This is a genomic window from Streptomyces sp. NPDC046977, assembly GCF_040644455.1.
Classification (GTDB): Bacteria; Actinomycetota; Actinomycetes; order Streptomycetales; family Streptomycetaceae; genus Actinacidiphila.
On the sequence record NZ_JBEYWO010000027.1, the window covers coordinates 93,141 to 118,399 of the forward strand.

Genomic DNA, 25,259 nt, shown 5'->3' on the forward strand with positions numbered 1-25,259 from the left:
GACTCAGCCCATCGGGCCGAAGTCGCGCGGTCCGCTCGCCCTCCCGGCCAGGGGGTAGGCCCTGTGGCACTTCTTGTTGATGTCCTCGAGCCGCGGGTGGTGGAACCACTGGGAGCGGGTGTCGATGACCTCGCCGCCGTACTTGCCGTCCGGGTCGGGGTAGTCCGTCAGTCCCGCCGCGCGCATGCACTTGGCGAACGCGAAGTCCTGTTCCAGTTCCTCGGCGGTGGGGAGCTGGGCGTGGAACTTCTCCGGCAGGAACGGTGAGCAGGCGCGGAAGGCCGCCTTGCCCTTGGCGGTCGGCGGGTAGTCGACGGTGAACTCCGGAGTGGCCGGATCCGGGATGTCGACGCCGTTGCTCCGCATGCACCGCGCGTATTTCGTGCCCGTCGCCTCGCTCCGGTCCTCGAAGGTCGGGACGGCTGAAGGGTCCGATGGGGCTGAAGTGCTCGGGGCCGGCGCAGTGGCGGTGCCGGGCGCGGACGGGGCCGCCACCTGGGCAGTGGGAATGGTCCGGTCGGCGCTGTCCACGGACGGGCCGCTCGCGCACGCGGCCAGGGCCGCGATGCCCACGCTCACTGTGCAGGCCACCGTCAGTGATGTACGACGTCTCAAGGCTCTGTCTTCCTCGTCTTCCTCGTGTCCGGGTCCGGCGCGAGCGGCTGCTCGGCAACTCGTACTGCCGCCCGACGGCGGCCCCTTCCCGTGACGCGCCTCACACGGCGCCGACGGGCGTCGTTGTGACGCACACCACTGCAAGGCGCCCGGGCCCCGGTGGCAGTACGGCGTGAACGGGCCATGAGGACAGGTATGAGGAGCAGCACATGAGGCACAGCGCCACGGCGGCCGGCGGCCGCCGCAGCGAGCCGTCGGGACGGTCCGGTGGGTAGGCGCTCGCAGCCGCGGAGCCGGGGGCCCCTGCTGGTGGCCGTCGCGGTGGTGGTGGCCGGCGCGGCGGTCGCGGTGGCGGTCGTCGGCCTGCACGCCGGGAACCGGGCGCCGGCGCCCTCCCGGAAGCTCGCGGTCGCCACCGCCGTGGTGACCCGGCAGACCCTGACGCAGACCGCGACAGCACCCGGGACGCTGGGCTTCGCCCACCCGGTCCAGGTCAGCAACCGGCTCGCGGGAACGTACACCGCGCTGCCCGCCGTCGGGGCGACCGTCACCCGGGGGCAGCGGCTCTTCGCCGTGGACGACCGCCCGGTGACCCTGCTGTACGGGCTCCTGCCTGCCTACCGGGAGCTGAAGCCCGGCGTGGTGGGGGACGACGTGCTGGAGCTGGAGCAGAACCTCGCCGGTCTCGGCTACGGCGACTTCACGGTGGACACCGCGTTCTCGGCCAAGACCGAGGCCGCCGTCCGGCGGTGGCAGAAGGACACCGCGCAGAAGGTGACCGGCGCCGTGGCCCTGGGACAGGTGGTGTTCCTGCCCGGGCCTTCCCGCGTGAGCGACGAGAAGGTCTCCACCGGTGACGCGGCGGTCGCCGGACAGCAGGTGATGGCCGCCACCGACACCACCCGTACGGTGCGCACGCAGCTGAAGCTCGCCGACAAGCCGCTGGCCGTCCCCGGCAGCAGGATCAAGGTGACGCTGCCCGACGGCTCGACGGTGCCGGCGACCGTGGCGATGGCCGCGTCCGGTGCGGCCGCGGACGGCGGCACGGGTGCGGGTGCCGACCCGGGCGGGGCGGACGCGGGACCCGCCGGGGAACCGACCGTGCAGGTCCTGGTCGCGCTGTCCGGTGCCGGGGCGCAGCGGGCCGCCGCACCGTTCGACGGCGCGGGCGTGGAGGTGACGTTCACCGCCCTGGTGCACCGCAACGTCCTGGCGGTTCCGGTGGAGGCCCTGGTGGCACTGGCCGACGGCGGGTACGGCCTGCAGGTCGTGGACGGCACCGCATCGACGTATGTGCCGGTCACCACCGGGATGTTCGCCTCCGGCAAGGTGGAGGTCTCCGGTCCCGGCATCAGGGCCGGATCCAGGGTCGGGGTGCCGCAATGACCCCCATGGTCCGCCTGGAGCGGGTCACCAAGGTGTACCCCGGGGACGTCACCGCCGTGGACGAGGTGTCCCTGACGGTCGGCCGCGGGGAACTGCTGGCCGTCGTCGGGCCGTCCGGCTCGGGGAAGTCGACCATGCTGCATCTGCTGGGCGCCCTGGACCGCCCGACCCGCGGACGGGTCGAGATCGACGGGCACGACGTACGGCGGCTGCCGGACCGGCAGTTGTCTGCGCTGCGGGCCCGCCGTATCGGCTTCGTCTTCCAGCAGTTCCATCTCGCGCCGGGGCTGTCCGCCGTGGACAACGTCAGTGACGGGCTGCTGTACGCGGGGGTCGGCACGGCACGCCGCCGCCGGATGGCCGAGGCCGCGCTGCACCGGGTGGGCCTGGGCCACCGGCTCGGCCACCGGCCGCAGCAGATGTCCGGCGGCGAACGGCAGCGCGTGGCCATCGCCCGCGCCGTGATGGGCGACCCCGCCCTGCTGCTCGCCGACGAACCCACGGGAAATCTCGACACCGCGTCCGGGGAGGCCGTACTCGCACTGCTCACGGAACTGCACCGGAGCGGAACCACGATCGTCGTCATCACCCACGACCAGGACATCGCCCGGAGCATGCCGCGCCAGGTCCGCATGCGCGACGGCCGGATCGTCCTGGACGGCGGGCCGGGGCGGGCGCCTGCGGAGGCACGGACATGAGCACACTCCTGCGCCCCGCCCGGATGCGGCCGCGGGACGTGGTCCGCGTCGGCAGCGTGGGCCTGCGCACCAGACCGCTGCGGGCGTTCCTGTCCGCGCTCGGCATCGCCATCGGCATCGCGGCGATGGTGGCCGTGGTGGCCATTTCGGCCTCGTCGCGAGCCGGCCTGGACCGGATGCTGGCGCAGCTGGGCACCAACCTCCTCACCGTCCAGCCGGGACAGGGTCTCGAGGGGCAGCAGAGCAGCCTCCCCGAGCAGGCCGTGGGGATGATCGGGCGGATCGGTCCGGTGACCGGCGTCTCCGCGGTCGGCCGGATCGAGGGCGCCAAGGTCTACCGTTCCGACAAGGTGCCCCCGCAGGAGAGCGGCGGGCTGGCCCTGTACGCGGCGCGCACCGATCTGCCGGGAACGGTCGGGGCCACCGTCCGCTCCGGGACCTGGCTCAACGCGGCGACGTCCCGGTACCCGGCCGCGGTGCTCGGCTCCGTGGCCGCGCGGCGGCTCGGCCTCGCCGCCCCCGACGCCGGGATCCAGATCTTCGTCGCCGGCAGCCGGTACAGCGTCATCGGCATCCTCGACCCGGTCACGCTCGCCCCCGAACTCGACACCGCGGTGCTGGTGGGCTGGCCCGACGCCCAGCAGCGGCTCGGCTTCGACGGGCACCCCACCACCGTCTACACCCGCGCCCTCGACGACCAGGTCGAGGCGGTCCGCAACGTACTCGCCCGGACCGCCAACCCCGAGAACCCGTTCGAGGTCTCCGTCTCCCGGCCTTCCGACGCTCTGGCGGCGAAAGAGGCCGGCGACAGGACGTTCGGCGCCCTGCTGCTCGCCCTCGGCGCGGTCGCGCTGCTGGTCGGCGGGGTGGGAGTGGCCAACACCATGGTCATCTCGGTGCTGGAGCGGCGGTCCGAGATCGGCCTGCGGCGCGCCCTGGGCGCGACCAGGGGGCAGATCCGCCTGCAGTTCCTGTCCGAATCGCTCCTGCTGTCCGGCCTCGGCGGCGGCGGGGGCATCCTCCTGGGCGCGGCGGCGACCTCGGGCTTCGCCGTCTCGCAGCACTGGCCCTCGGTGATCCCCCTGTGGACCCTGGCGGCGGCCTTCGCCGCCACACAGGTCATCGGCGGCCTGGCCGGCCTCTACCCCGCCGTCCGCGCCAGCAGGCTCTCCCCGACCGAGGCGCTCAGCTCCACCTGACGCCCAGGCGCCGGACGGCGCTCCCCGGAGACCCCGCGGAGCGCCGCCGGAGCCCGGCGTCCACGGCCCCGTCGACGGTGTTTGCCCACACTTCCAATAGGAGCATATGCTCATAATCATCAACCGAGGCTGCCCGCGACCCGCGCGGCGGCCCCCGACCGACCTCCGAAGGAGACTGGACATGCCCGATCCGGACAGCGGAAACGCCGCCACCCAGGGGCTGAGCTACTACCCGTGGTGGCTCGACAACCTGGCCGCCGACGCCACCCTCGAAGGCGCGGCGATGAACGGCACCGCGCGTGGCGCGGACGCCGTGCGCGCCATCGTGGTCAAGGCCCGCGAGCTGTACGAGTTCCAGGACTTCGGCTTCACCGGCGACTTCGGCGACGACGGCTTCCTCGAGATCTACGACGCCTCGGTCCAGGGCGAGCCGCTGAAGGTCGTCGTCACGGTGGTCCGCAACGCCGCCGGGCAGGCCCAGGACCTCGCGGTCCTCCACCGGCCGCGCAGTGCGCTGCTGCGCTTCTCCCGTCTGATGCACGAGAAGTTCGCCGGCACCCCGCTCGCCGGGCACTTCCTCGCAGACGAGGCCGTCTGATGACCGCCGGCCATCGTGTGCTCCTGCCCGGCGCCGGCGGCGTGAGCCGCGTGGTCTTCGACCATGTGCGCGCCCACGACCTGGCGGTGCGTGTCATGGTCCGGCGCGAGGACGAGCGTTCGGCCGCACTGCGGGAACTCGGGGCGGAGATCGTCATCGGCGATCTGACCCGGCCCGAGACCGTGGCGGCCGCGCTCGAAGGCGTGTCGCGCATGTACTTCGCGATGCGGGTGTCGCCCGATCACCTCCTGGCGGCCACCGTGGTGGCCTCGGTGGCACGGGAGTACGGAGGACTGGACGCCCTGGTCGACCTCTCGCAGATGACGGTGTCGCAGATGACGGCCACCAGCACCGGCGAGTCCCACCAGCAGCGGCTGCACTGGCTGGCCGAGCAGGTGCTGGACTGGTCGGGCCTGCCCGTGGTCCACATCCGGCCGACCTCGTTCCTGGACAACCCGCTGTTCACCGCGCTCGCGGCGCGGACGATCCAGCAGAACGGCACCATCGCGCTGCCGTTCGGCGCCGGGCGCACCTCACCGGTGGCCATGGACGACGTCGCCCGGGTCGTGGCGACCGTGCTGCGCGATCCGGCTCCGCACATCGGTCAGGTCCGCGAACTCACCGGTCCGCGGTCGGTCGACATGCACGAGCTCGCCGCGGAGTTCTCGCGTGCGCTGGGCCGCACGGTGTCCTACGTGGATGTGCCGCAGGAGCGGTGGGAAACCGAAGTCCTGGCCAAGGCGGGCCTGCCGCAGCACATCGAGCGTCACATCGCCACCATGGGACGACTGCACCGGGAGAACCGCTACGACCGCACCTCCGACGGTGTCGAGCAGGTGACCGGCATCCCTCCCCAGTCGATCGAGGCGTTCGTGGCCGCCCGGAAGGACTTCTACCTGGGCTGAGCGGCCGCGGCCCCGCCCACACCCATGTCCGGCCTGCTTCAGACGCCTTGAAGCAGGCCGGACGTCTGCCGGGGTACGGCTACTTCGTCGTTCCCCAGAGCTGGCCGGCAGGCACGTGGGAGGGATTGCCCATCAGCCGGGCGACCTGGATCTGCAGGGGTACGGCGGTGCGGTGACCGCGGTGGCCGTGGCTGCCGCGTGCGACGGTCATCGCGTAGGGGTGGGTGAAGTCGGCGGTGGCACCGCTGACCAGCGGAAAGTGCCCCTGGGAAGCGGTCGCCGGCGAGTCGGCCGTGTCGATGATCCAGACGGTCCTGCCGGGGGTGTCGCACTTCTGCAGGGTGAGGCCCTCGCCCTGGTGGGCGGTGTGCGCCAGGCCCGCACAGAGGCCGGTGCGTTTGCCGTGCGGCGCGTACTCGACCTCCACCGCGCGCAGTTTGCCGTAGTGCCGGTTCACCTCCGCGGACACCAGGCCGTCCTTGTAGAAGTCGGACACCGGGCCCGCGCGATGGCCGACGATGTCCCCGGCCGGGCTGGACGTGCTGACGTGGCGCAGCGCGGTGGGCCGGCCCACCCTCGCCACCCCCCGGTACACGGTCTCGACCAGGCGGGGGTGCTCGGCCGTACCGAACGCGGCGCTGTAGATCTGGATGCATCCGCCGCCGCACTCCGGGGTGGCCGCGCTCGCGGACACCGTTCCCGCCGCCGAGAATCCGGCAGCGACGGCCATGGTGGCCGCCGCGGCGAGCACCTTGCTCTTGAGGTTCCTGACGGACATCGAGATCTCCTTTGCTCGAACAGCAGCCGCGCCGTGCGGACTGCCGAGACGGCAGTCCGCCGCCTCGACATACGAGCATATGCGCGTATATGCCAAACGGAAGGGTCCGCGGCCACGCATCCGCACAACGGCCGGTGACATGACCCACCTTGCCGCTCCTCAAAATAGGTGCATATGCTCGTACCGAGACCGGCGAGGTCCGCCGGGTCCCCACATCGCCGCGCCGCCGACCGCTCGGCCGGCCCGCAACCCACCGAACGTGCCGACCAGCACGCACCAGGACAAGGAGTCCACCATGACCGTGAAGGTCGCCGCAGTCCAGATCAGCCCGGTGCTCTACAGCCGCGCGGGCACCGTCGCGCGCGTCGTGCGGAAGATCCACGAACTGGGCAAGCAGGGAGTCGAGTTCGCGGTCTTCCCGGAGACCCTGGTCCCGTACTACCCCTACTTCTCGTGGGTGAAGCCGCCCTACACGATCGGCAGCGACCAACTGCTCCTGCTGAACGAGTCGGTCATCGTGCCGTCCCCCGAGACCGACGCGATCGGGGAGGCCGCGCGGCAGAACGGCATGGTGGTCTCCATCGGCGTCAACGAGCGTGACGGCGGCTCCCTCTACAACACGCAGTTGCTGTTCGACGCGGACGGCGCACTGGTCCAGCGTCGCCGCAAGCTCACGCCGACGTACCACGAGAAGATGGTCTGGGGCCAGGGCGACGCCTCGGGCCTGCGCGCGGTGGACACCGCCGTAGGCCGCGTAGGCCAGCTCGCCTGCTGGGAGCACTACCAGCCGCTGGCGCGCTACGCGTTGATCGCCGACGGCGAGCAGATCCACGCGGCAATGTTCCCCGGCGGCCTGGGCGGCGAGGACTTCGCCGACCAGATGGAGGTCGCCATCAGGCAGCACGCGCTGGAATCGGCCTGCTTCGTGGTCAACGCCACCGCGTGGCTCGACGACGACCAGAGGGCCAAGCTCGCCGAGGACACCGGCGGCCCCGTCGGCGCCTTCTCCCACGGCTGGTTCACCGCCATCGTCGACCCCGAGGGCCGCATGGTCGGCGAACCGCTCACCTCGGGAGAGGGCGAAGTGATCGCGGACCTGGACTTCACGATGATCGACCGGCGCAAGCGCCTCATGGACGCCCGCGGCCACTACGCGCGCCCGGAACTCCTCAGCCTGCGGATCGACCGCGCACCGATGGCGCCCCTCCATGAGCGCGGCGCCCGGGCGGACACCGCCGGCCAGTGAACCGCGCCCAGAACCCCATCACCCCGTCCTCGAGGAGGTACACCACGTCAGCCAGGGCTCGTTCATCGACAACGGCCCGGTCCGGGGCCCGGAGGCCGTGCATGCGGTGGTGACGGCCGCCCGCGAACTCTGCGAGTTCCAGGACTTCGCGCACACCGGCGACTACGGCGACAACGGCTTCATCGAGGAGTACCGCACCCAGGTGAAGGGCGAGCCCCTCCACGTCGTCGTCACGGTCGCCCGGAACTCCGCGGGCGAGTGCGAGAAGCTCGTCGTCAACCACCGGCCGCGCAACGCGATGCTGCTCTTCTCCCGCGAGATGCACCGGAAGTTCGCCGGCACACCCCTCGCGGAGCACTTCCTCGCCGACGAGTCCTGAGCCCCGTCCCTACTCGGCCCAGGGGGTGAAACCGGTGCGGAGGACGGCTTCGAGGGCGCTGCGCAGCTGGGCGGCCTCGGTGCCGCCGAAGCTCTCCTCGAACCGGGTCTGCACCTCTCTCCACAGCGGCAGTGCCGCCTTCACCCGGGACAGGCCGTCGGGCGTGAGCGTGACGATCCGCGCCCGGCGGTCGGCCGGCGAGGGCTCGACGCTGACCAGGCCCTCCCGGACCAGCGGCTTGAGGTTCGAGGCCATCGTCGTACGGTCCATGGCGATCACGTCGGCGAGGCCGGTGATCGTCATCTCGCCGAGCACGCTGAGCTTCTGCAGGATGCTGAACTGCGTGCCGCGCAGGCCCACCGGGGCCAGGGCCTTGTCGTAGGTCGCGCCGAGGTACCGCGCCGCTTTGCGCAGGGCCAGGCTGTTGCACGGAACGTCGTCGTCCGTCGGCGTGGCGGTCATCGTCCCCTCCAAACTCGTCCCTCCCACGATACGAGCAAATGCTCGCACACGTGAAACAGCGGGCGATGCCTGCCGGTCCGGGCGTATTGCCCCGCACCGGGCACGCCTTCCACGACCTCATCGCATCCCGCGGAAGCGTCGGGAGCTGCTGCTCATCCCCTGGCTCGAGCCGGGTCGACGGTCCCGGCCCGTCGCGGAGGCCGGGGCGGCCTCTACGGCACGTGCGGCCCGGAGACGTAGTGACCGTTCTTGTCGTACGGCCAGGCGTTGGCGACGCAACCGTTCAGCCCCTTGATCTGCTGCATCATGACGGGGGCCAGTTGGCCGGGGCCGCCGCAGGTCATGTGCGTGAGGCCCAGGGAGTGGCCCATCTCGTGGTTGATGATCAGCGCCCGGTACTCGTGGATCGGTCCGTCGAAGGTGGGCGAGCCCTTCACCCAGCGCTTGAGGTTCACCACCACCCCGCCGGGGATCTCGCAGTTGTACTCGCCGTGGGTGCTCTGGTGGATGCCCGCCCAGCACAGGGCGTCCGCCGTCCCCGGTGTGGCTATCTTGATCATGAGGTCGTACGACTCCCCCGCGCCCGCCGGCCGGAACGAGTTGTTGCCGCTGTGGGTCCAGCCCCTGGGAGCGGCGAGTATCTGCGCGATCTCCCGCGCCGCGTCGTCGGGGGAGATGTCGAGCCCGGTCTCGACCTGCACCGCGTAGCGGATCAGATGCGCACCGCGGCCGACCTTGTCACCACTGGCGCGCGCGGTGGTGAACGTGCCGCTGCCCGTCGCCGGGACGTCGATCTCGGTAGGTGTCGGGATGGGCGTCGGCGTGGGCGTCGGGCTCGGACGGGGCGCGGGCGCGTGGGTGAGGTGCGTCACGTGCCTCGGGGGCTGCGTACTGCTGGACGCGTCGCTCCGCCCGCCGTCGAGGAGGAAGATGGCGGAGCCGAGCAGGCCGGCGGCCGCCAGGACCGGGATCAGCCAGCGTCCGGCCCGGCGGTGCGGACGGCGGCGATGGGACGTCCGGCGGCGCCCGCCGCGCCCGGAGTCGCTCTGCGGGCGACTGCGGTGGACGGCCGCGCCCTCGGTGGGCGGTGCGGATTCCCGCTCTCGTGCCGAATACATGGCAGCTCAAACTGGTCATTTCAGATGATCGCCATAGGTTCGGAAAGTCACAAGAAGATAACGGACAGCTCTCCTTATGACCCTTCTGTAACAGGCCCCGGGAGGGGCTCTTCACGGGCCGATCACCGAATACGGTCTGCGTACACTGTCGAGGTGTCGCGAGTCCTTATTGTCGAAGACGACCCGGATGTCCGCAATGCCGTGCAATTGGCGCTGCGGCACCAGGGCCATCACGTCGTGGCCGCCGGTACGGGCGAAGAGGGGCTGGAGCAGCTCCGCCCCTTCCGGCCCGACGTGGTGGTGCTCGACCTCATGCTGCCCGGCATGTCCGGTCTTGACGTGTGCCGGCGGATCAGGGACCGCGACCAGGTGCCGATCATCATGGTGACCGCCAAGGGGGACGACATCGACGTGGTCGTGGGCCTGGAGGCCGGCGCCGACGACTACGTGGTCAAGCCCGTGCAGGCCCGGGTGCTCGACGCCCGAATACGGGCCGTGCTGCGCCGGCAGGACCCGTCGGTCGCCGACGGCATCCGCCCCAGGGCGGAGTCGCACGGCGCACTGGTCATCGACCGGGCCGGGCTCGTGGTGACGCACCACGGCGCCCCCGTCGCGCTCGCCCCCTCCGAACTCCGGCTGCTGCTCACCCTGTCGGCCTCGCCCGGCCAGGTCTTCAGCCGCCAGCAACTGCTGGAAGCCGTCTGGGAGCACAGCTACCACGGCGACATACGGCTCGTGGACGCCTGTGTGAAGCGGCTGCGCAACAAGCTGGGCGAGCTGGGCGGGGATCCCCAGTACATCCAGACCGTCCGCGGCTTCGGCTACCGGTTCGTCTCCCCGTGAGCGGCAGGAGATCCGTACGGGCCCACGAGGCCGCCACGGCCGCCGGCGAGCCCGTTCCCCGGCCGAAACGGTTCCTCGGAGCGGTCCTGGCGAAGGCGCCGCTGCCGCTGCGGGGCCTGCGCGCCCGCCTGGTGGTGGCCTTCGCGCTGGTCGCCGTGGTCAGCTCCCTGAGCACCGGAGCGCTCGCCTTCCGGGAGGCGCGCACGGGAGTCCTCCAGCAGAGCCAGGACTCCGTGATCCAGCAGTTCCGCAACAGCGTCAACGATGTGGCCGGGTCCCTCCCCGTCGTACCGAGCCAGTCGGAGCTGCAGGCGGTGGTGAGGCATGTGGCCGACACCGACCCGGCACAGCGGTGGCGCGTACTGGCCACGCACGGCAGCCTCCGCGCCTGGTCGACGAGTCCGGACTTCGAACGGCTGAGCCCTGAACTGCTCCGGTCCGTAGGCACCACACGCGCCGCAGTGTTCCAGCGGGTGAACGCCGACGGACAGCCCTGGCTCGTCGTCGGCATGCCGGTCACGTACAGCACGCTCCAGGCGAAGGAGCTCGAACTCTCGGGGACCGTGCTGTATTTGGTGGTGCCGCAGAACACCGAAGAGGCATACGTCCAGGCGATGGTCAGCGGCATCGAGCGCGCCACCCTGGTGGCACTCGCCCTCGCCGTTGTCCTGGCACTACTGGCGGCCAGCGGCGTCCTCCGTCCCGTACGTGCGTTGCGCAGGGCGACGCGCCGCATGGCGGAGGGGCATCTCGACGTCCGGCTCACCGTCAACGGTTCCGACGAACTGGCGGACCTCTCGCAGTCCTTCAACGACACGGCCGCCGCGCTGGAGAAGTCGGTTGCGGAACTGCGCCGCCTGGAGGCCCAGGCACGCCGCTTCGCCGCGGACGTCTCCCACGAACTGCGCACCCCGCTCACAGCGATGGCGGCACTCACCGACGTGCTGGACGAGAACGCGCTGCACCACGACCGGGAGACCGGCGACGCACTGCGGCTCATCAGCGAGGGCACCATCCGGCTCAGCGCCCTGGTGGAGGACCTGATGGAGATCTCCCGCTTCGACGCCGGTGCGATCGAACTCAACCTGGACGAGGTCGACCTGGCCGAGTCGGTACGCCGCACCCTCACGTCCCGGGGGTGGCAGGACCAGGTGAAGACCGATCTGCCGGACCCAGGCGTGCTCAGGACGCGCGTGGATCCGCGCCGCCTCGACGTCGTCATGGCCAATCTGGTCGGCAACGCCCTGCGGCACGGGGCGCCGCCGGTGCGGCTGACCATGAGCGTGAGGGAGGAACGAACCGACATGGCATGGGCCGTCATCGAGGTGTCCGACAGCGGACCGGGGATCGCCGAGGAGGCGATGCCGCACATCTTCGAGCGCTTCTACAAGGCCAGCACGTCGCGGACGAGAAGCGAGAGCAGCGGGCTCGGCCTGGCGATCACGGCGGAGAACGTCCATCTCCACGGCGGACGCATCGGGGCCGCGAACCTGCCGTGGGGCGGGGCGGCGTTCACGGTCGAACTCCCCCTGCACCGCGAGTCCTCGACCGCCGACGCCGACACCGCAGGTGGCCGGTGAAACGCTCGCGTGCATGGGCGCCGGCGGCCGGACTCGTGGCCGCGCTCGCGCTGTCGGCGTGCGGAATTCCTCCGTCCGGCGTCATCCAGGCCGGTCCCGCGGCGAGCGGCATCGTCGCCGACGCTAAGCCCGCGGCATTGACCGATGTGTACTTCCTGGTCGATGGCAATCCGGCGCCCTACGCCCGCAAGGTCGCCGAGCCCGGGGACCTCGGATCCGTCCTGGGGCTGCTCTTCGACGGACCGACCTCGGCCGAGGCAGCATTGGCCACCACCGAGCTGCCCCACATGATCGCGGTGCCGAAGACGGCGATCGACGACGGCACCGCCTCCGTCCTGCTCCCGGAGAACTTTCCCCCCTTCAGCCACGCGGCCATGCTGCAGTTGACCTGCACGGTGACCCACGCGACCGGGCTGCAGGACCCCGGGTCCCTCGCCTCGGCAGGGGGGAGCGGCGGCGCTCCGGATGATTCCTTCCAGGCGCAGAAGGCATCCGCGATCAAGAACGTCCGCGCGCTCGGGAACGGATGGACGAGAACGCTCCCCGCCGACGCGTGCCCGGTTCCCGTCAGTCCGTAACGGCGGCAGCGTCCGGTCAGCCGCGCAGGAGCGCGTTGAGCCGGGCGGCCTGCCGCGTCAGATGATCGCGCTCGGCGAGGTCGGGTGCCCTGCGGGCCGCCTCGGCGTACAGCCGTGCCGCCGTCACGAGGTCGCCGTCGCGCTCGTGGAGATGGGCCGCCACCGCGGTGTGGCGGGGAACGGGGTCCGCGCCCGGGGAGGCGGCCGGGGAGCCCGTCACCGCCGCGAGCGCCGCCAGCCCCGCGCGCGGCCCGTCGGCCTCGCAGACGGCCACCGCGCGGTTGAGCCGCACGACCGGACTGTCGGTCAGGCGCACCAACTCGTCGTACCACTCCACGATCTGCACCCAGTCGGTCTCCTCGGCGGTTCGCGCGTCGGCATGGAGCGCCGCGACGGCGGCCTGGGCCTGGTACTCGCCCAGCCGGTCGCGGGCGAGGGCCGCCTGGAGGATCGCGACGCCCTCGGCGATCGCCCCGGTGTCCCACCGTCCGCGGTCCTGTTCGGCGAGCGGCACCAGGCTGCCGTCGGGCGCGGTCCGGGAGGCGCGGCGGGCGTGGTGGAGCAGCATCAGGGCGAGCAGCCCGGCCACTTCGGGATGGTCGATCGCGGCGGCGAGTTGACGGGTGAGGCGGATCGCCTCGGCGGCGAGGTCGATGTCGCCGGAGTAGCCCTCGTTGAAGACCAGGTAGAGGACGCGCAGCACGGTGGCGACGTCGCCGGGCCGGTCGAGGCGCACGCCGGAGACGGTGCGCTTGGCACGGCTGATGCGCTGCGCCATCGTCGCCTCGGGCACCAGGTAGGCCCGCGCGATCTGCCGGGTGGTCAGGCCGCCCACGGCGCGCAGGGTGAGCGCGACCGCGGACGAGGGCGTCAACGACGGGTGCGCGCACAGGAAGTAGAGCTGGAGCGTGTCGTCCCTGTCCGGCGCGGGCCCCGGCGCCGGCTCCTCGTCGACGAGGTCCTCGCGCCGGCGCCGGGCGGCGTCCGCCCGGGCGGCGTCGAGGAACCGGCGCCAGGCCACGGTGACCAGCCACGCCCTGGGGTCGCGCGGAGGATCGTCCGGCCAGACGCGGACCGCCTCCACCAGGGCGTCCTGCACGGCGTCCTCGGCCGCCGCGAAGGGGGCTCCGCGGCGGACGAGGATCGCGAGCACGCTTGGTGTGAGGCTCCGCAGCAGGGCCTCGTCCATCGCAGAGGTCACTCGGTGATGGTGTGGGACGCGGTCAGGAACGGGCGCAGCTCCAGCCACTCGTGGATGGGCTTCCCGCCCGCTCCGGGTGCGGCGGACAGCTCCCCGGCGAGTTCGACGGCGCGCTCGTGGCTGTCGACGTCGATCACCATCCAGCCGGCGATGAGGTCCTTGGTCTCGGCGAACGGGCCGTCGGTGACGGGCGGGCGCCCCTCGCCGTCGTACCGCACCCAGGTCCCCTCGGGGGCGAGCGCCTGGCCGTCGACGAACTCGCCGCTCTTCTCCAGCCGGGCCGCGAACTCGTGCATGTACTGCATGTGCGCCGAGATCTCCTCCGGCGTCCACTCGGTCATGGGCACGTCGTTGACCGCGGACGGAGCGCCTCGGTAGTGCTTGAGCAGCAGGTACTTGGCCATGGTGGTTCTCCTCGCTCCTGGTGCGGCCCATTGTGGCCGCCTTCACCCCTGGGACGGAGCCGGCCGCCGGTTCTCGACACGGCGGGGCCACGAATTCAGGGCCGGGCCGAACGCAGTCCGGCGACGAGGAGTCCGACCAGTACGCGCGGGTCGTAGCGGGGATCGCTCTCCGCGCCGATGCACAGGTTCCCGACGCCGCGCATGAGCTGGTAGGCGTCGGTGCCGGTGCCGATCTCCCCGGCGGCGGCCGCGGCGTCGAGCAGCTGGGCGCACACCGGCAGGAGCCGGTCGAGGAAGTAGGCGTGCAGGGCGTCGAACTCGGTGTGGTCGGACCGCAGCACCGCGGCGAGCCCGTGCTTGGTGACCAGGAAGTCGACAAAGAGATCGATCCACTGCCCCAGTGCGGCGTACGGACCCGCCCCGCCGGCCAGCAGCGCCGGTCCGGCCTCCGCGCACGCCTCGACCTGGTGCCGGTAGACGGCGATGATCAGATCCGCCCGCGTGGGGAAGTGGCGGTAGATCGTGCCCGTCCCGACGCCGGCCCTGGCCGCGATGTCGCGCACCGGCGCTTCGACGCCCGCGGCGACGAAACTCGCGGCGGCCGCTTCGAGCAGAATCTCCTTGTTGCGCCGGGCGTCCGCCCGCTTGGGCCGGGCCGCGCCCGCCGCGCCCGCGTCGCTGTCGTTCACCGCGGTGTGCCTCCACTGCCGAATCGTGCTTGCTAAACGGAACGTCGTTCCGTATTGTTAACGGAACAAGGTTCCGCTTGCTCATGATGCCAGAGCAGGGGGCCTACGACCAAGCAGTTCCAGAGGAGACACGGTCATGCAGTACCGCACCTTGGGCCGCACCGGTGTGCAGGTCAGCTCCCTCGCGCTCGGCGCGATGAACTTCGGCGCGATCGGACGCACCACCCAGGACGAGGCCACCGCGATCGTCGACGCCGCCCTGGAGGGCGGCATCAACGTCATCGACACCGCCGACATGTACGGCGACGGGCAGTCGGAGGAGACGGTCGGCAAGGCCGTCGCCGGCCGCCGTGACGACATCGTGCTGGCCACGAAGGCGGCCATGCCGATGGGCGACGAACGCAACCACCGCGGCGGCTCACGCCGCTGGCTGGTCACCGCCCTCGACAACAGCCTGCGCCGTCTCGGCGTCGATCACGTCGACCTCTACCAGATCCACCGGTGGGACCCGGCGACCAGCGACGAGGAGACGCTGTCGGCCCTGACCGACCTGCAACGCGCGGGAAAGATCCGCTACTTCGGCTCCTCGACCTTCCCGGCCCACCGCCTCGTCCAGGCCCAGTGGGCCGCCCGGGAGCACCACCTGGGCCGGTACGTCACCGAGCAGCCCAGCTACTCCATCCTGCAGCGCGGCGCCGAGGCCCATGTCCTGCCGGTGACCGAGGAGTACGGTCTCGGCGTGCTGGCGTGGAGCCCGCTGGCCTCCGGCTGGCTGTCGGGGGCGGTCCGCGCGGGCCGGGAGATCACCACCCACCGCGCGGCGCTCCTGCCGCAGCGTTTCGACCTGTCCGTACCGTCCAACCGCGCCCGGCTCGACGCGGTGGAGCGCCTCGCCGCGGTCGCCGACGAGGCCGGTCTGACCATGATCCAGCTCGCCCTCGGGTTCGTGACCGCGCACCCCGCCGTGACCGGCGCGATCATCGGCCCCCGCACGACGGAGCACCTGCACGCGCAACTGGCCGCCGCGGACATCACGCTCTCCGCCGATGTGCTCGACGCGATCGACGCGATCGTCCCGCCGGGTGTCGACCTCGCCGCGCACGAGAAGTTCGACACGCCGCCCGCCCTGCTCGACCCGTCGCTGCGGCGCCGCTGACCTCGGCGGGATCAGCACGTCATCGGCGCCGGCGCGCCCGCCACCGGGCGCCGAACCGCCGACGTGGCCGCCCCTTTGGGGAAGTTCGGCGGGAAGCGCCTTCCTCGCGCACCGGCCGCCAGGGGTCGTCGGGCGCCGCCACGGGCATCCTCCGCTGCGCCTGCGCCTGGATCTCGTAGTGCGCGTCGTGGGCCGTCACCTGGAAGGCCTCCTCGTAGGAGGCCATGGCCACCCGGACGGCGGAACCGGCCACGCCCCGGCGGCGGATCACCGTCGCCAGCCACGCGAAGAGGCCCATGACCGCGGCCAGGCAGGCGGCGAGTGCCACGTACGGCAGGAGCGGTCCCATGGGCCCGAGCCTAGGCGTGCGTGCCGCAAAAAAACACCGGCGTCCTGGCCGGCCCGACGGGGCCTGCCAGAACGCCGGGGCGTCACACGGTCAGACAGTCACACGGTCGGACCGTCAGACGAGGTCGAACCGGTCGAGGTCCATGACCTTGGTCCACGCCGCGACGAAGTCGCGCACGAACTTCTCCTTCGCGTCGTCGCTCGCGTAGACCTCCGCGAGCGCGCGCAGCTCGGAGTTGGACCCGAAGACCAGGTCGGCACGGGTGCCGGTCCACTTGACCTCGCCCGTGGCGCTGTCGCGGCCCTCGAAGGTGTTCGCGTCCTCCGACGTCGCCTTCCACACGGTGCCCATGTCGAGCAGGTTGACGTAGAAGTCGTTGGTCAGCGACCCGGGGGTCGTGGTGAGGAGACCGAGGGACGACTGCTGGTAGTTGGCGCCCAGGACGCGCAGGCCGCCGACGAGGACGGTCAGCTCGGGGGCGCTGAGGGTCAGCAGGTTCGCCCGGTCGATCAGCAGGTACTCGGCCGGCAGGCGGTTGCCCTTGCCGAGGTAGTTGCGGAAGCCGTCGGCCGCCGGCTCCAGCGCGGCGAAGGACTCCGTGTCGGTCTGGTCCTGCGTGGCGTCCGCGCGGCCCGGGGTGAAGGGCACCTCGACCTCGAAGCCCGCCTCCTTGGCGGCCTGCTCGACGCCCACGCCGCCGGCGAGGACGACCAGGTCGGCGAACGAGACCTCCTTGCCGTCGGTCCGGCCGGCGTTGAAGGACTGCTGCACGCCCTCCAGGGTGCGCAGCACCGTCGCGAGCTCGTCCGGCTCGTTGACCTCCCAGCCGGCCTGCGGCTGGAGGCGGATGCGCGCGCCGTTGGCGCCGCCGCGCTTGTCGCTGCCGCGGAAGGAGGAGGCCGACGCCCACGCGGTGGACACGAGCTGGGCGACCGTCAGGCCCGACTCGCGGATCAGGCCCTTGAGGGCGGCGACGTCGCCGGCCTCGACGAGCGGGTGCGTCACGGCCGGCAGCGGGTCCTGCCACAGCAGGACCTCGTCCGGGACCTCGGAGCCGAGGTAGCGGACGACCGGGCCCATGTCGCGGTGCGTCAGCTTGTACCAGGCGCGCGCGAAGGCGTCCGCGAACTCGGCGGGGTTCTCCAGGAAGCGCCGCGAGATCTGCTCGTAGGCCGGGTCGACGCGCAGCGACAGGTCGGTCGTCAGCATCGTCGGCGCGTGCGACTTCGACGCGTCGTGGGCGTCCGGGACGGTGCCCGTGCCGGCGCCGTCCTTCGGCCGCCACTGGTTGGCACCGGCGGGGCTCTGGAACAGCTCCCACTCGTAGCCGAAGAGGATCTCGAAGAAGCTGTTGTCCCAGGTGATCGGCGTGTTGGTCCAGATGCCCTCCAGACCGCTGGTGATGGCGTCACCACCCTTGCCGGTGCCGAAGCTGTTCTTCCAGCCGAGGCCCTGCTCCTCGAGCGACGCCGCCTCCGGGTCGGCGCCGACGCTGTCGGCCGGGCCCGCGCCGTGGGTCTTGCCGAAGGTGTGACCGCCCGCGATCAGGGCGACGGTCTCCTCGTCGTTCATCGCCATCCGGCGGAACGTCTCACGGATGTCGCGGGCCGCGGCCAGCGGGTCCGGGGTGCCGTTGGGGCCCTCGGGGTTGACGTAGATGAGGCCCATCTGGACGGCGCCGAGGGGGTTCTCCAGCACACGGTCGCCGGTGTAGCGCTCGTCGCCGAGCCAGGTGGTCTCCGGGCCCCAGTAGACGTCCTCGTCGGGCTCCCACACGTCCGCGCGGCCACCGGCGAAGCCGAAGGTCTCGAAGCCCATCGACTCCAGGGCGACGTTGCCGGCGAGGATCATGAGGTCGGCCCACGAGAGGTTCTGGCCGTACTTCTTCTTGACCGGCCACAGCAGACGGCGGGCCTTGTCGAGGTTGCCGTTGTCCGGCCAGCTGTTGAGGGGCGCGAAGCGCTGCTGCCCGGCGCCGGCGCCGCCGCGGCCGTCGCTGATGCGGTAGGTGCCCGCGCTGTGCCACGCCATGCGGATGATGAACGGGCCGTAGTGGCCGAAGTCCGCGGGCCACCAGTCCTGGGAGGTCGTCAGGACCTCGGCGATGTCGCGCTTCACCGCGGGGAGGTCGAGGCCCAGGAAGGCCTCGGCGTAGTCGAAGTCGCCGCCCAGGGGGTTGGCCACGGCCGGGTTCTTGGCGAGGATCTTCAGGTTGAGCCGCTCCGGCCACCACTGGCGGTTGCCGCCGCCCTGCGTCGGGTGCGGAGCACGCCCGTGGGCGACCGGGCAGCCACCTCCGCCCTCCGTCTTGGCGTCGACGACGATGGCGTCATGGTTCTCAGACATGGGAATCCTTCCGGACCAGGCGGATCACGGTGCTCAGGCACTGCGGGCGGCGGGACAGCGGGGGCAGGGGGCCTCGGCGCTCGTACGACGGGGGCCGGGCGCGGCGCACGGGACGCGCCGCGACGCGCGCGGAAGGGGCCTCAGCCACGGCTCGGCAGGGCCGGCACCGCGCAGAACGCCCGCGGTGATCCCGTCACGTCCCTGTCTCCTGCCGCGCTGAAGGCTTCCAGTCCCTTGGCTGTTGCCGGAACCGATCCTACGATGGACGCAGTCCAAGTCAAGAAGCGTGCCAACCCCCCACCGCCGATCACACCGGCTCCGGGACCTCCACTGGTAAATTTCGGGTATCCGATCGAACCTGAACAGGTGAACCGACATGAGTGACCTTCTGGAGCGACTGCGAGGGCGCGGCTGGCGGATGACCTCCCAGCGGCGTGTGGTCGCGGAGGTCCTCGACGGCGACCACGTGCACCTCACGGCCGACGAGGTGCACGCCCGCGCGTCGCGGCGGCTGCCCGAGATCTCCCGTGCGACCGTCTACAACACCCTCGGCGAACTGGTCTCGCTGGGCGAGGTCATCGAGGTCGCCACGGACGGCCGCGCGAAGCGCTACGACCCCAACGCGCACCGCCCGCACCAGCATCTGGTGTGCTCCGGCTGCGGCGCCGTCCGCGACGTCCACCCGGCAGGCGATCCGCTCGCCGACCTCCCCGCGGAGGAGCGCTTCGGCTTCACGGTGTCCGCCGTCGAGGTCACCTATCGCGGACTCTGCCCGGCCTGCGCCTGAGCCGGCCCTTGCACACGCCGAACGGCGCGCTCCGTGCGCGCCGTTGGCGTTCCTCCCGGCTCTCCCGGTCTGCCGGGTCGTCTAGTAGTAGTGGCGACGGCCACCGACTGCGTGGCCCAAGGCGCCCAGCACCCAGAGCACGAGCCCGATGACCACGAGGATGATCCCGATGGTCCACAGGATCGATATGCCTGCCAGGAATCCGATGATCAGCAGGATGACGCCGAGTACGATCATGATGTCCTCCGTTGGCCGATGTCACGACGCCCGATTCCGCACGGTGCGAGCGGCCGTCGCTCCGTCGCGTCACCGGCGATCGCCCGAGTTCTGTGCAGGTCGCCGAGGTGCCTGTCCCGCCGTTCCGGCGTGCCGCGCGACCGTGCGGTCATCGAAATCACCTCTTTCACCACATTTCGTCCCTGAGGGGCGGCTACCCCGGCGGACGCGGATCATCCCTGTCCCGACTTGTGCACTTCCCGAGGGCCCGCGATCGTCGGAGGCGGGGCCCGCGGAGGCCTGAACCGGCTCGACAAGAGGTGCGACATGAGCGGGACCAGCGCGCAGTACGCCGTCGGAAAGGCGTTCCACTCCGCGCTCGCCGAGGCCGACTGGAACGGTCTGCGGGCCCTGCTGCACGACGACGTGGCCTGGACGCTCCCCGGCGACAGCGCGATCTCCGGCACCGCCCAGGGCCCCGACGAGGTCGCGGGGCTCGCCCGCCGCATCGCCGGCTACGGCCTGCGCTTCGAACTGCTCCACATCCTGGTCAGCCGCGACAATGTGGCCCTGTCCCTGCACAACACCGCCCGCCGCGACGACTCCGTGCTCGACGAGCACGTGGCAACGGTCCTGGCGCTGCGGGACGGCAAGGTGGCCCGCATCGAGAGCTTCCTGTCCGACGTCGACGGCGTGAACGCCTTCTTCGTCTGAGACCCCGACAGTCCCCCGGGTCCACGACCGCCGGATTGGCCCTGGCCTGCGGCTTCACACCCCGCCTAGGCTCACGGCATGCGGATTCGAATCGTCGACGCCTTCACCGACCTCCCCTTCGGGGGCAATCCCGCGGGCGTGCTGCTGCTGCCCGACGCCGACGCCTTCCCCCCGGACGAGTGGCTCCAGTCCGTCGCCGCGGAGCTCAACCTCTCCGAGACCGCCTTCGCGCACCCCACGCCCGGCGCCGCCGACGCCGACTGGGCGCTGCGCTGGTTCACCCCGGCGGCGGAGGTGAACATGTGCGGGCACGCCACGCTGGCCACGGCCCACGCCCTGCACACCAGTGGCGCGGCCACCGGCACCGTGCGGTTCAGCGCCCGCTGCGGGGTGCTGACGACGAGCACGGGCGCCGACGGCACGATCACGATGGACTTCCCGGCCGCTCCGCTGACACCGGTCGAGGTGCCCGCCGGCGCCGCACCGGCGATCGGCGCCGACGTGCTGTCGGCCCACGGGACCGGTGAGGACGTGGGCGACCTGCTGATCGAGGTGGCCGACGAGAAGACGGTACGGGCGCTCGCCCCCGACATGGCGAAGGTGGCCGCGCTGCCGTCGGGGCGGGGCCTGATCGTCACGGCGCGGGCCGAGTCCGCCACGGCGGAGTACGACTTCGTCTCGCGGTGCTTCTTCCCCGCCCTCGGCATCCCCGAGGACCCGGTGACGGGCAGCGCGCACACCGCTCTCGCCCCCTTCTGGGCGGCGCGGCTGGGCCGCGGCGAGCTGACCGGACTGCAGGCCTCCGCCCGCGCCGGCCTGGTGCGCACGGTGCTCCGCGGGGACCGGGTGCTGCTCACCGGCCGGGCGGTGACGGTGGTCGACGGCGCGCTGCACGCGCTCCCCTGACCCCGCGCGCGCTCACGCGGTGGGCAGCCAGCCCACCTTGCCCGCCAGCACCGCGTACCCGACGAACGCCACGATGTCGATGAGCGAGTGGGCCGCCACCAGCGGGCCCACCCGTCCCCAGCGGCGGTAGAGCAGCACGAAGACGACGCCCATCGCCATGTTGCCGAGCAGTCCGCCGATGCCCTGGTACAGGTGGTACGAGCCGCGCAGCACGCTGCTCGCCACCAGTGCCCCCATCGGCGTCCAGCCCAACTGGCCGAGCCTGCGCAGCAGATAGCCGACGACGATCACTTCTTCGAGCACGGCGTTCTGGATCGCGGAGGCGATGAGCACCGGGATCTTCCACCACACGTCCGGCAGGGACTCCGGCACCACGGTGAGGTTGGCCCCCGAGGCCCGGGCCCCCAGGTAGAAGAGCAGCCCCGTGCCGCCGATCACGGCGGCCACCACCGCTCCGCGCAGCACGTCCGAGCGCGGCCGCCGCAGGTCGAAGCCGATCACCGGCATGCCCGTGCCCTCGCGCGCCAGCAGATGCGCGACGAGCGCGACGGGGACCAGCGCGGTGGCGATCCCGAACAACTGCCAGGCCAGGTCCAGCCAGGGCCGCCCCGGGGCGTGCGTGCCCACCAGCGTGGCGGCCTGGTCCTTCAGCCCGCCGGGCTTGGTGACGGAACCGATGAAGCTGATGAGCGCCGAGAGCGCGCTGGCGCCGAGCGACAGCGCGAGCACCAGCAAGGTCTCACTGCGCAGCGTGCGCGGCTCCAGTACGCGGGCGTCGCCGGTCCCCGCGCCGCCCGCGTCGACCGTCCTGCCGTTCTCCGAGGCCTCCACGCGCGCCATCCTGCCTCATCGGCCCGGCGGACGGCGCGCGGGCCCGGCTCAGAGCTCCACGGGCCACTCGTGGACGGGCGCCCCGTCCTGCATCAGCTCGCAGTACCGCACGGTCATCGCGGCCAGCGCCCGCTGCCGGTCCAGCCCGCGGTCCAGCTCGCGGTGGAAGACCGCGGCCTGCCACTCGGCGCCGTTCGTCCGCTTGCGGCAGCGGCCCTCGATGATCCCCAGGTAGCGGTCCCGGTCCACCGGGTCGATGCCCCAGCCGTCCAGGCCGGCGGCGGCCATGGGCAGCAGTTCCTCCAGCACGAGTTCCACGACGGGCACTTCGATCGTCCCGCTGCCGCGCGAGGACCGGGGCCAGCGCAGCACGGCCTCGATGCCGTGGCGGCAGGCCTCGTCGAAGTTGGCCGCGGCGGCGGCGAACGGCAGGCGCGTCCAGACCGGGCGGGACGCCTCCGCCAGCGCCCGCACGAGGCCGTAGTAGAAGGCGGTGTTGGCGACGACGTCGGCGACCGTGGGCCCGGCGGGCATCACCCGGTTCTCCACCCGCAGGTGGGGGACGCCGTCGACGACCGCGTAGACCGGGCGGTTCCAGCGGTAGATCGTGCCGTTGTGCAGGGTGAGTTCCTTCAACTGCGGCACCCCGCCCTCGTCCAGGACGTGCAGCGGGTCCTCGTCCTCGCAGATCGGCAGCAGGGACGGGAAGTAGCGCACGTTCTCGGCAAACAGGTCGTAGGCGGAGTCGATCCAGCGCTCGCCGAACCAGGTCAACGGGCGGACGCCCTGGGCGCGGTGCTCCTCGGGGCGGGTGTCCGTCGCCTGCTGGAAGAGCGTCGGGCGGGTCTCCCGCCACAGCTCCCGGCCGAACAGGAAGGGCGAGTTGGCGCCGAGCGCGACCTGCGGCCCGGCGACCACCTGTGCGGCGTTCCACACGGCGGCGAAGCGTGCCGGGGTGACCTGCAGGTGCATCTGCATCGAGGTGCACGCCGCCTCGGGCGCGATGGAGCCCGACGTGCTGGTCAGACGTTCCACGCCGGCGATGTCGAGGGTGATGTCCTCACCGCGGGCCGCCAGAATGCGGTCGTTGAGCAGGGTGTAGCGGTCGACGCGGGAAAGATTCGCACCCACCAGGTCCTGCGCTCCGAGCGTGGGCAGGATTCCCACCATCACGATCTGCGCGCCGACCTCCCGGGCCTTTCTGTCGGCATATCCCAGTGCCATGCGCAACTCTTCCGCGAGGCGGTCCAGGACACGACCGGAAAGCCGGTGCGGAGCGATGTTCACTTCGATGTTGAACTGCGCGAGCTCGGTCTGGAAATCACGGCTCGCGATGCGCTCCAGTACCTCTTCGTTCATCATGCGCGGCAGGCCGTCGCGGTCCGTGAGATTGAGTTCGATCTCCAGCCCCATGAGATTCCGGGGACGGTCGAAACGTTTCTCCTCCAGCAGCCGCTCCAGTCCCAGGAGGCACTGCTTCAGCTTCCTGCGGTAGCGCTGGCGGTCGGAGAGGTCGAACCCCGTGGCCGCGACCTTTTCCCCCATCGAAGGTCCCTTCCTCGCGTGGGCCGTGATCACAGCATGCCCAGCGACGAGATCGATAACGCCCCCTGTGACGCACGCGACCCGGTAAGCTGGCGGGAGCACCGTCTTCCGGCACATTCCGGTGGCATGGCACATCATTCATGTGCCATCGGCGGCCCCCTCGTGAAAAACGCCGACGAGATTCGGCCATCCGTGGCGGCGAAAAAGAAGCAGTTCGCCGGCCGGGGAGCCGGTTCGAATAGGGACCATTCGGCCACCCAGGATGTCCTGGTTCCGCCTTGCGCTCAATATCGCCGGCGGCTAGGTGAAACACTGCCAGAACACACCTCGTATATCCTCTGTTCACAGGCAGAGCCTCCGCGATCCGCCGCGCGCCCGCGACGCTCCGGCCACGGGAAAGGGATCCGCATGCCCCCGCTGATTCCGCACGCCGCCACCCACCGGCGCCCCATGTGCTGGGCCTGCCCTGGCCTGCCGATTCATCGCTGACAGCGCTGTTAGCACCCACTGAGCACCCCGTGTCTCCCCATGAGAGGCCGCCCACCATGCCGCTGCAGGTAGCTCCAGCCCCCGCACCCGCTCTGCGGAGCGTTCTCGCCGCACTCAGCTCGCCCACCGCCGTCCGCGAGGCCCGCACGCCCTCACTGCGCACCGCGACCGGGCTGCTCACCGCCGAGCACCCGCTGCCGCTGCACGTGCTCGACCCCGTGATCGCCGGACCCGACGGGCTGCCGCGGGCGCGGCTGGCCGGCTGGCGCTTCCACATCCACGCCGGGGAACGGAACGACGCGGCGGTCCCGCCGCAGGAGAGCCGCGGACGGGTGGTCGCCGCCGGGGAGACCGTCCACACGCCCGACGGATGGGCGTTCTCGCACTTCTGCGAAGGGCCGTACCTGGCCTCGACCGAACGCGCGCTGCTCCAGGCGGACGCCCTGACCGCGTCCTACCAGCCGCACCTGCTCTCGGTACCGGGCCTGTACATGCTGACCCTGTGGCTGCACGGCGACACCGGCGCCGACGCCGGAACGGCCCAGCCGGCCGCTTCGGACCTGCTGATCCCCCTCGCGCCGGCGCCGCCCGGCATCGCGGCCCACCGTGTGCACCGGCTCTCCGACCTGGTGCCCGTACTCACCCTGCGGCTGGCGCCCCCGCCGCTGCTCGGCACGACCGCTTGACGTTCCCCTCAGGGGCGGTGCTCGTACGCCTCCGTGACCGACCGGTCACGGAGGCGTTGCATTGTCCGGGCAACCGCCCGCCAGAGTGAAAGCGTCACCAACTATCGAGCACAGCTCGCGCGAAATCCCTGCGGAAAACCGTCAGTAGAGCAACACTGGGACCGACCGACGAACGGGGGAACGGCCATGACTGAGGTTCCTACCCAATCAAGCCGTGTGTCACACCACTCGCAGCGAAAGACATCGTCCATGTGCCCGCACCAGCCGCATTGTCCGTCCGCCGCCAACTCCGACCGGGAGGCCGCGCACATCGTCGCCAGCCACCCCGAGCAGGGCTGGAGCCTGCTGTGCAACGGCGTCCTGCTCTTCGACGACACCGGTGAACTGCTCCCCGACGGCCGGATCATCGCCCCGCACCGCCCGCTCGGCAGCGAGCACGTCGTCACCGCCGCATAACCCCGATCAACCGCGGCACCGCCGGCACACGAACGACGTGAAGCGCAAGGAAAGGGCCGACCCCGCCGACGAACAGCGGGGCCGACCCTTGTGAGTCCC

Annotated in this window: 28 protein-coding genes; 16 read left to right on the forward strand and 12 right to left on the reverse strand. The window is 71.7% G+C overall.

Features of this window, described 5'->3' with window-relative positions:
• Nucleotides 1-3: 3 nt before the first annotated feature.
• A complete protein-coding gene (locus ABZ883_RS32630; RefSeq protein WP_360912621.1) occupies nt 4-366 on the reverse strand; it encodes a hypothetical protein in 363 nt (120 codons plus the stop codon).
• A gap of 516 nt (nt 367-882) precedes the next feature.
• Between ABZ883_RS32630 and ABZ883_RS32635 the strand changes: the two genes are divergently transcribed.
• From ABZ883_RS32635 to ABZ883_RS32655, 5 genes are all read left to right on the forward strand, one after another.
• Nucleotides 883-2,001 carry a peptidoglycan-binding domain-containing protein gene (locus ABZ883_RS32635; RefSeq protein ID WP_360912623.1) on the forward strand — a complete coding sequence of 373 codons (1,119 nt, stop codon included), beginning with the start codon at nt 883-885 and terminating at the stop codon, nt 1,999-2,001.
• Nucleotides 1,998-2,699 carry an ABC transporter ATP-binding protein gene (locus ABZ883_RS32640; protein ID WP_360912625.1) on the forward strand — a complete coding sequence of 234 codons (702 nt, stop codon included), beginning with the start codon at nt 1,998-2,000 and terminating at the stop codon, nt 2,697-2,699. Before ABZ883_RS32635 ends, ABZ883_RS32640 begins: the two co-directional genes overlap by 4 nt.
• Nucleotides 2,696-3,898: an ABC transporter permease gene (locus tag ABZ883_RS32645; protein WP_360912627.1), complete on the forward strand. Its 1,203-nt coding sequence runs from the start codon at nt 2,696-2,698 to the stop codon at nt 3,896-3,898. Before ABZ883_RS32640 ends, ABZ883_RS32645 begins: the two co-directional genes overlap by 4 nt.
• Before the next feature lie 181 nt (nt 3,899-4,079).
• The gene (locus ABZ883_RS32650) at nt 4,080-4,496 is read left to right on the forward strand and encodes a hypothetical protein (RefSeq protein ID WP_360912629.1); all 417 of its coding nucleotides are present in this window, start codon (nt 4,080-4,082) and stop codon (nt 4,494-4,496) included.
• Nucleotides 4,496-5,401 carry an NAD(P)H-binding protein gene (locus tag ABZ883_RS32655; RefSeq protein WP_360912631.1) on the forward strand — a complete coding sequence of 302 codons (906 nt, stop codon included), beginning with the start codon at nt 4,496-4,498 and terminating at the stop codon, nt 5,399-5,401. The genes ABZ883_RS32650 and ABZ883_RS32655 overlap by 1 nt, the downstream gene beginning before the upstream one ends.
• Before the next feature lie 79 nt (nt 5,402-5,480).
• On the opposite strand, the gene ABZ883_RS32660 is transcribed toward ABZ883_RS32655, so the two are convergent.
• Complete coding sequence (locus ABZ883_RS32660; protein WP_360912633.1) at nt 5,481-6,179, reverse strand: hypothetical protein; 699 nt, start codon at nt 6,177-6,179, stop codon at nt 5,481-5,483.
• A gap of 259 nt (nt 6,180-6,438) precedes the next feature.
• On the opposite strand from ABZ883_RS32660, the gene ABZ883_RS32665 reads away from it, so the two are divergent.
• Both ABZ883_RS32665 and ABZ883_RS32670 read left to right on the forward strand, forming a co-directional pair.
• Complete coding sequence (locus ABZ883_RS32665) at nt 6,439-7,425, forward strand: nitrilase-related carbon-nitrogen hydrolase (protein ID WP_360912635.1); 987 nt, start codon at nt 6,439-6,441, stop codon at nt 7,423-7,425.
• The gene (locus ABZ883_RS32670; RefSeq protein ID WP_360912638.1) at nt 7,388-7,804 is read left to right on the forward strand and encodes a hypothetical protein; all 417 of its coding nucleotides are present in this window, start codon (nt 7,388-7,390) and stop codon (nt 7,802-7,804) included. Before ABZ883_RS32665 ends, ABZ883_RS32670 begins: the two co-directional genes overlap by 38 nt.
• A gap of 9 nt (nt 7,805-7,813) precedes the next feature.
• On the opposite strand, the gene ABZ883_RS32675 is transcribed toward ABZ883_RS32670, so the two are convergent.
• Nucleotides 7,814-8,266 carry a MarR family winged helix-turn-helix transcriptional regulator gene (locus ABZ883_RS32675; protein WP_360912640.1) on the reverse strand — a complete coding sequence of 151 codons (453 nt, stop codon included), beginning with the start codon at nt 8,264-8,266 and terminating at the stop codon, nt 7,814-7,816.
• Nucleotides 8,267-8,478: 212 nt separating this feature from the next.
• A complete protein-coding gene (locus ABZ883_RS32680) occupies nt 8,479-9,384 on the reverse strand; it encodes a DUF3152 domain-containing protein (RefSeq protein WP_360912642.1) in 906 nt (301 codons plus the stop codon).
• 153 nt (nt 9,385-9,537) lie between these two features.
• Between ABZ883_RS32680 and ABZ883_RS32685 the strand changes: the two genes are divergently transcribed.
• The 3 genes from ABZ883_RS32685 (at nt 9,538) to ABZ883_RS32695 (ending at nt 12,385) form a co-directional block, all read left to right on the forward strand.
• Nucleotides 9,538-10,227 carry a response regulator transcription factor gene (locus tag ABZ883_RS32685; RefSeq protein ID WP_360912644.1) on the forward strand — a complete coding sequence of 230 codons (690 nt, stop codon included), beginning with the start codon at nt 9,538-9,540 and terminating at the stop codon, nt 10,225-10,227.
• Nucleotides 10,228-10,313: 86 nt separating this feature from the next.
• Nucleotides 10,314-11,807 carry a HAMP domain-containing sensor histidine kinase gene (locus ABZ883_RS32690; protein ID WP_360912703.1) on the forward strand — a complete coding sequence of 498 codons (1,494 nt, stop codon included), beginning with the start codon at nt 10,314-10,316 and terminating at the stop codon, nt 11,805-11,807.
• Nucleotides 11,804-12,385, forward strand: a complete 582-nt coding sequence (locus tag ABZ883_RS32695) for a hypothetical protein (protein WP_360912646.1) — start codon at nt 11,804-11,806, stop codon at nt 12,383-12,385. The genes ABZ883_RS32690 and ABZ883_RS32695 overlap by 4 nt, the downstream gene beginning before the upstream one ends.
• A 16-nt stretch (nt 12,386-12,401) precedes the next feature.
• On the opposite strand, the gene ABZ883_RS32700 is transcribed toward ABZ883_RS32695, so the two are convergent.
• The 3 genes from ABZ883_RS32700 to ABZ883_RS32710 all read right to left on the reverse strand — a co-directional run bounded on the left by ABZ883_RS32700 (nt 12,402) and on the right by ABZ883_RS32710 (nt 14,679).
• Nucleotides 12,402-13,574, reverse strand: coding sequence for a DUF6596 domain-containing protein (locus ABZ883_RS32700; RefSeq protein WP_360912705.1), 1,173 nt, complete (start codon nt 13,572-13,574; stop codon nt 12,402-12,404).
• An 8-nt stretch (nt 13,575-13,582) separates the two neighbouring features.
• Nucleotides 13,583-13,990 (reverse strand): YciI family protein, encoded by a 408-nt coding sequence (locus ABZ883_RS32705; RefSeq protein ID WP_360912648.1) that lies wholly within the window; start codon nt 13,988-13,990, stop codon nt 13,583-13,585.
• Nucleotides 13,991-14,085: 95 nt separating this feature from the next.
• Nucleotides 14,086-14,679: a TetR/AcrR family transcriptional regulator gene (locus ABZ883_RS32710; RefSeq protein ID WP_360912649.1), complete on the reverse strand. Its 594-nt coding sequence runs from the start codon at nt 14,677-14,679 to the stop codon at nt 14,086-14,088.
• A 136-nt stretch (nt 14,680-14,815) separates the two neighbouring features.
• Between ABZ883_RS32710 and ABZ883_RS32715 the strand changes: the two genes are divergently transcribed.
• Nucleotides 14,816-15,835 (forward strand): aldo/keto reductase, encoded by a 1,020-nt coding sequence (locus ABZ883_RS32715; RefSeq protein ID WP_360912651.1) that lies wholly within the window; start codon nt 14,816-14,818, stop codon nt 15,833-15,835.
• Nucleotides 15,836-15,854: 19 nt separating this feature from the next.
• Here ABZ883_RS32715 and ABZ883_RS32720 read toward each other — a convergent pair whose 3' ends face one another.
• Together ABZ883_RS32720 and katG are read right to left on the reverse strand one after the other, a co-directional pair.
• Complete coding sequence (locus tag ABZ883_RS32720; protein WP_360912653.1) at nt 15,855-16,184, reverse strand: hypothetical protein; 330 nt, start codon at nt 16,182-16,184, stop codon at nt 15,855-15,857.
• A gap of 114 nt (nt 16,185-16,298) precedes the next feature.
• Nucleotides 16,299-18,530: a catalase/peroxidase HPI gene (gene katG, locus ABZ883_RS32725; protein WP_360912655.1), complete on the reverse strand. Its 2,232-nt coding sequence runs from the start codon at nt 18,528-18,530 to the stop codon at nt 16,299-16,301.
• A 376-nt stretch (nt 18,531-18,906) separates the two neighbouring features.
• Here katG and ABZ883_RS32730 point away from each other — a divergent pair, with 376 nt between their 5' ends.
• Nucleotides 18,907-19,317 carry a Fur family transcriptional regulator gene (locus ABZ883_RS32730; RefSeq protein WP_360912657.1) on the forward strand — a complete coding sequence of 137 codons (411 nt, stop codon included), beginning with the start codon at nt 18,907-18,909 and terminating at the stop codon, nt 19,315-19,317.
• An 81-nt stretch (nt 19,318-19,398) separates the two neighbouring features.
• Here the strand turns inward: ABZ883_RS32730 and ABZ883_RS32735 are convergent, their stop codons facing one another.
• Nucleotides 19,399-19,554: a DUF6131 family protein gene (locus tag ABZ883_RS32735; protein ID WP_360912659.1), complete on the reverse strand. Its 156-nt coding sequence runs from the start codon at nt 19,552-19,554 to the stop codon at nt 19,399-19,401.
• A gap of 306 nt (nt 19,555-19,860) precedes the next feature.
• Here ABZ883_RS32735 and ABZ883_RS32740 point away from each other — a divergent pair, with 306 nt between their 5' ends.
• On the forward strand, nt 19,861-20,247 hold the full coding sequence (locus ABZ883_RS32740; RefSeq protein WP_360912661.1) for a nuclear transport factor 2 family protein: 387 nt from the start codon (nt 19,861-19,863) through the stop codon (nt 20,245-20,247).
• A 78-nt stretch (nt 20,248-20,325) separates the two neighbouring features.
• Entirely contained in the window at nt 20,326-21,153 is an 828-nt protein-coding gene (locus ABZ883_RS32745; RefSeq protein WP_360912663.1) for a PhzF family phenazine biosynthesis isomerase, read from the forward strand.
• 12 nt (nt 21,154-21,165) lie between these two features.
• On the opposite strand, the gene ABZ883_RS32750 is transcribed toward ABZ883_RS32745, so the two are convergent.
• The gene (locus tag ABZ883_RS32750; RefSeq protein WP_360912665.1) at nt 21,166-21,993 is read right to left on the reverse strand and encodes a CPBP family intramembrane glutamic endopeptidase; all 828 of its coding nucleotides are present in this window, start codon (nt 21,991-21,993) and stop codon (nt 21,166-21,168) included.
• Nucleotides 21,994-22,032: 39 nt separating this feature from the next.
• A complete protein-coding gene (locus tag ABZ883_RS32755; RefSeq protein ID WP_360912667.1) occupies nt 22,033-23,529 on the reverse strand; it encodes a glutamate--cysteine ligase in 1,497 nt (498 codons plus the stop codon).
• 545 nt (nt 23,530-24,074) lie between these two features.
• Between ABZ883_RS32755 and ABZ883_RS32760 the strand changes: the two genes are divergently transcribed.
• A complete protein-coding gene (locus ABZ883_RS32760; protein ID WP_360912669.1) occupies nt 24,075-24,704 on the forward strand; it encodes a hypothetical protein in 630 nt (209 codons plus the stop codon).
• A 249-nt stretch (nt 24,705-24,953) separates the two neighbouring features.
• On the forward strand, nt 24,954-25,160 hold the full coding sequence (locus tag ABZ883_RS32765; RefSeq protein WP_360912671.1) for a DUF5999 family protein: 207 nt from the start codon (nt 24,954-24,956) through the stop codon (nt 25,158-25,160).
• The last annotated feature ends 99 nt before the right edge of the window (nt 25,161-25,259 follow it).

What these genes read in the sequence shown, in the direction of transcription:
- ABZ883_RS32630 (WP_360912621.1), bottom strand. Translation starts at nt 366, where the DNA reads ATGCGGAGCAACGGCGTCGACATCCCGGATCCGGCCACTCCGGAGTTC.
- ABZ883_RS32640 (WP_360912625.1), top strand. Translation starts at nt 1,998, where the DNA reads ATGACCCCCATGGTCCGCCTGGAGCGGGTCACCAAGGTGTACCCCGGG.
- ABZ883_RS32645 (WP_360912627.1), top strand. Translation starts at nt 2,696, where the DNA reads ATGAGCACACTCCTGCGCCCCGCCCGGATGCGGCCGCGGGACGTGGTC.
- ABZ883_RS32650 (WP_360912629.1), top strand. Translation starts at nt 4,080, where the DNA reads ATGCCCGATCCGGACAGCGGAAACGCCGCCACCCAGGGGCTGAGCTAC.
- ABZ883_RS32655 (WP_360912631.1), top strand. Translation starts at nt 4,496, where the DNA reads ATGACCGCCGGCCATCGTGTGCTCCTGCCCGGCGCCGGCGGCGTGAGC.
- ABZ883_RS32660 (WP_360912633.1), bottom strand. Translation starts at nt 6,179, where the DNA reads ATGTCCGTCAGGAACCTCAAGAGCAAGGTGCTCGCCGCGGCGGCCACC.
- ABZ883_RS32670 (WP_360912638.1), top strand. Translation starts at nt 7,388, where the DNA reads ATGAGCGCGGCGCCCGGGCGGACACCGCCGGCCAGTGAACCGCGCCCA.
- ABZ883_RS32675 (WP_360912640.1), bottom strand. Translation starts at nt 8,266, where the DNA reads ATGACCGCCACGCCGACGGACGACGACGTTCCGTGCAACAGCCTGGCC.
- ABZ883_RS32680 (WP_360912642.1), bottom strand. Translation starts at nt 9,384, where the DNA reads ATGTATTCGGCACGAGAGCGGGAATCCGCACCGCCCACCGAGGGCGCG.
- ABZ883_RS32700 (WP_360912705.1), bottom strand. Translation starts at nt 13,574, where the DNA reads ATGGACGAGGCCCTGCTGCGGAGCCTCACACCAAGCGTGCTCGCGATC.
- ABZ883_RS32705 (WP_360912648.1), bottom strand. Translation starts at nt 13,990, where the DNA reads ATGGCCAAGTACCTGCTGCTCAAGCACTACCGAGGCGCTCCGTCCGCG.
- ABZ883_RS32715 (WP_360912651.1), top strand. Translation starts at nt 14,816, where the DNA reads ATGCAGTACCGCACCTTGGGCCGCACCGGTGTGCAGGTCAGCTCCCTC.
- ABZ883_RS32720 (WP_360912653.1), bottom strand. Translation starts at nt 16,184, where the DNA reads ATGGGACCGCTCCTGCCGTACGTGGCACTCGCCGCCTGCCTGGCCGCG.
- katG (WP_360912655.1), bottom strand. Translation starts at nt 18,530, where the DNA reads ATGTCTGAGAACCATGACGCCATCGTCGTCGACGCCAAGACGGAGGGC.
- ABZ883_RS32730 (WP_360912657.1), top strand. Translation starts at nt 18,907, where the DNA reads ATGAGTGACCTTCTGGAGCGACTGCGAGGGCGCGGCTGGCGGATGACC.
- ABZ883_RS32735 (WP_360912659.1), bottom strand. Translation starts at nt 19,554, where the DNA reads ATGATCGTACTCGGCGTCATCCTGCTGATCATCGGATTCCTGGCAGGC.
- ABZ883_RS32740 (WP_360912661.1), top strand. Translation starts at nt 19,861, where the DNA reads ATGAGCGGGACCAGCGCGCAGTACGCCGTCGGAAAGGCGTTCCACTCC.
- ABZ883_RS32745 (WP_360912663.1), top strand. Translation starts at nt 20,326, where the DNA reads ATGCGGATTCGAATCGTCGACGCCTTCACCGACCTCCCCTTCGGGGGC.
- ABZ883_RS32750 (WP_360912665.1), bottom strand. Translation starts at nt 21,993, where the DNA reads ATGGCGCGCGTGGAGGCCTCGGAGAACGGCAGGACGGTCGACGCGGGC.
- ABZ883_RS32755 (WP_360912667.1), bottom strand. Translation starts at nt 23,529, where the DNA reads ATGGGGGAAAAGGTCGCGGCCACGGGGTTCGACCTCTCCGACCGCCAG.
- ABZ883_RS32760 (WP_360912669.1), top strand. Translation starts at nt 24,075, where the DNA reads ATGCCGCTGCAGGTAGCTCCAGCCCCCGCACCCGCTCTGCGGAGCGTT.
- ABZ883_RS32765 (WP_360912671.1), top strand. Translation starts at nt 24,954, where the DNA reads ATGTGCCCGCACCAGCCGCATTGTCCGTCCGCCGCCAACTCCGACCGG.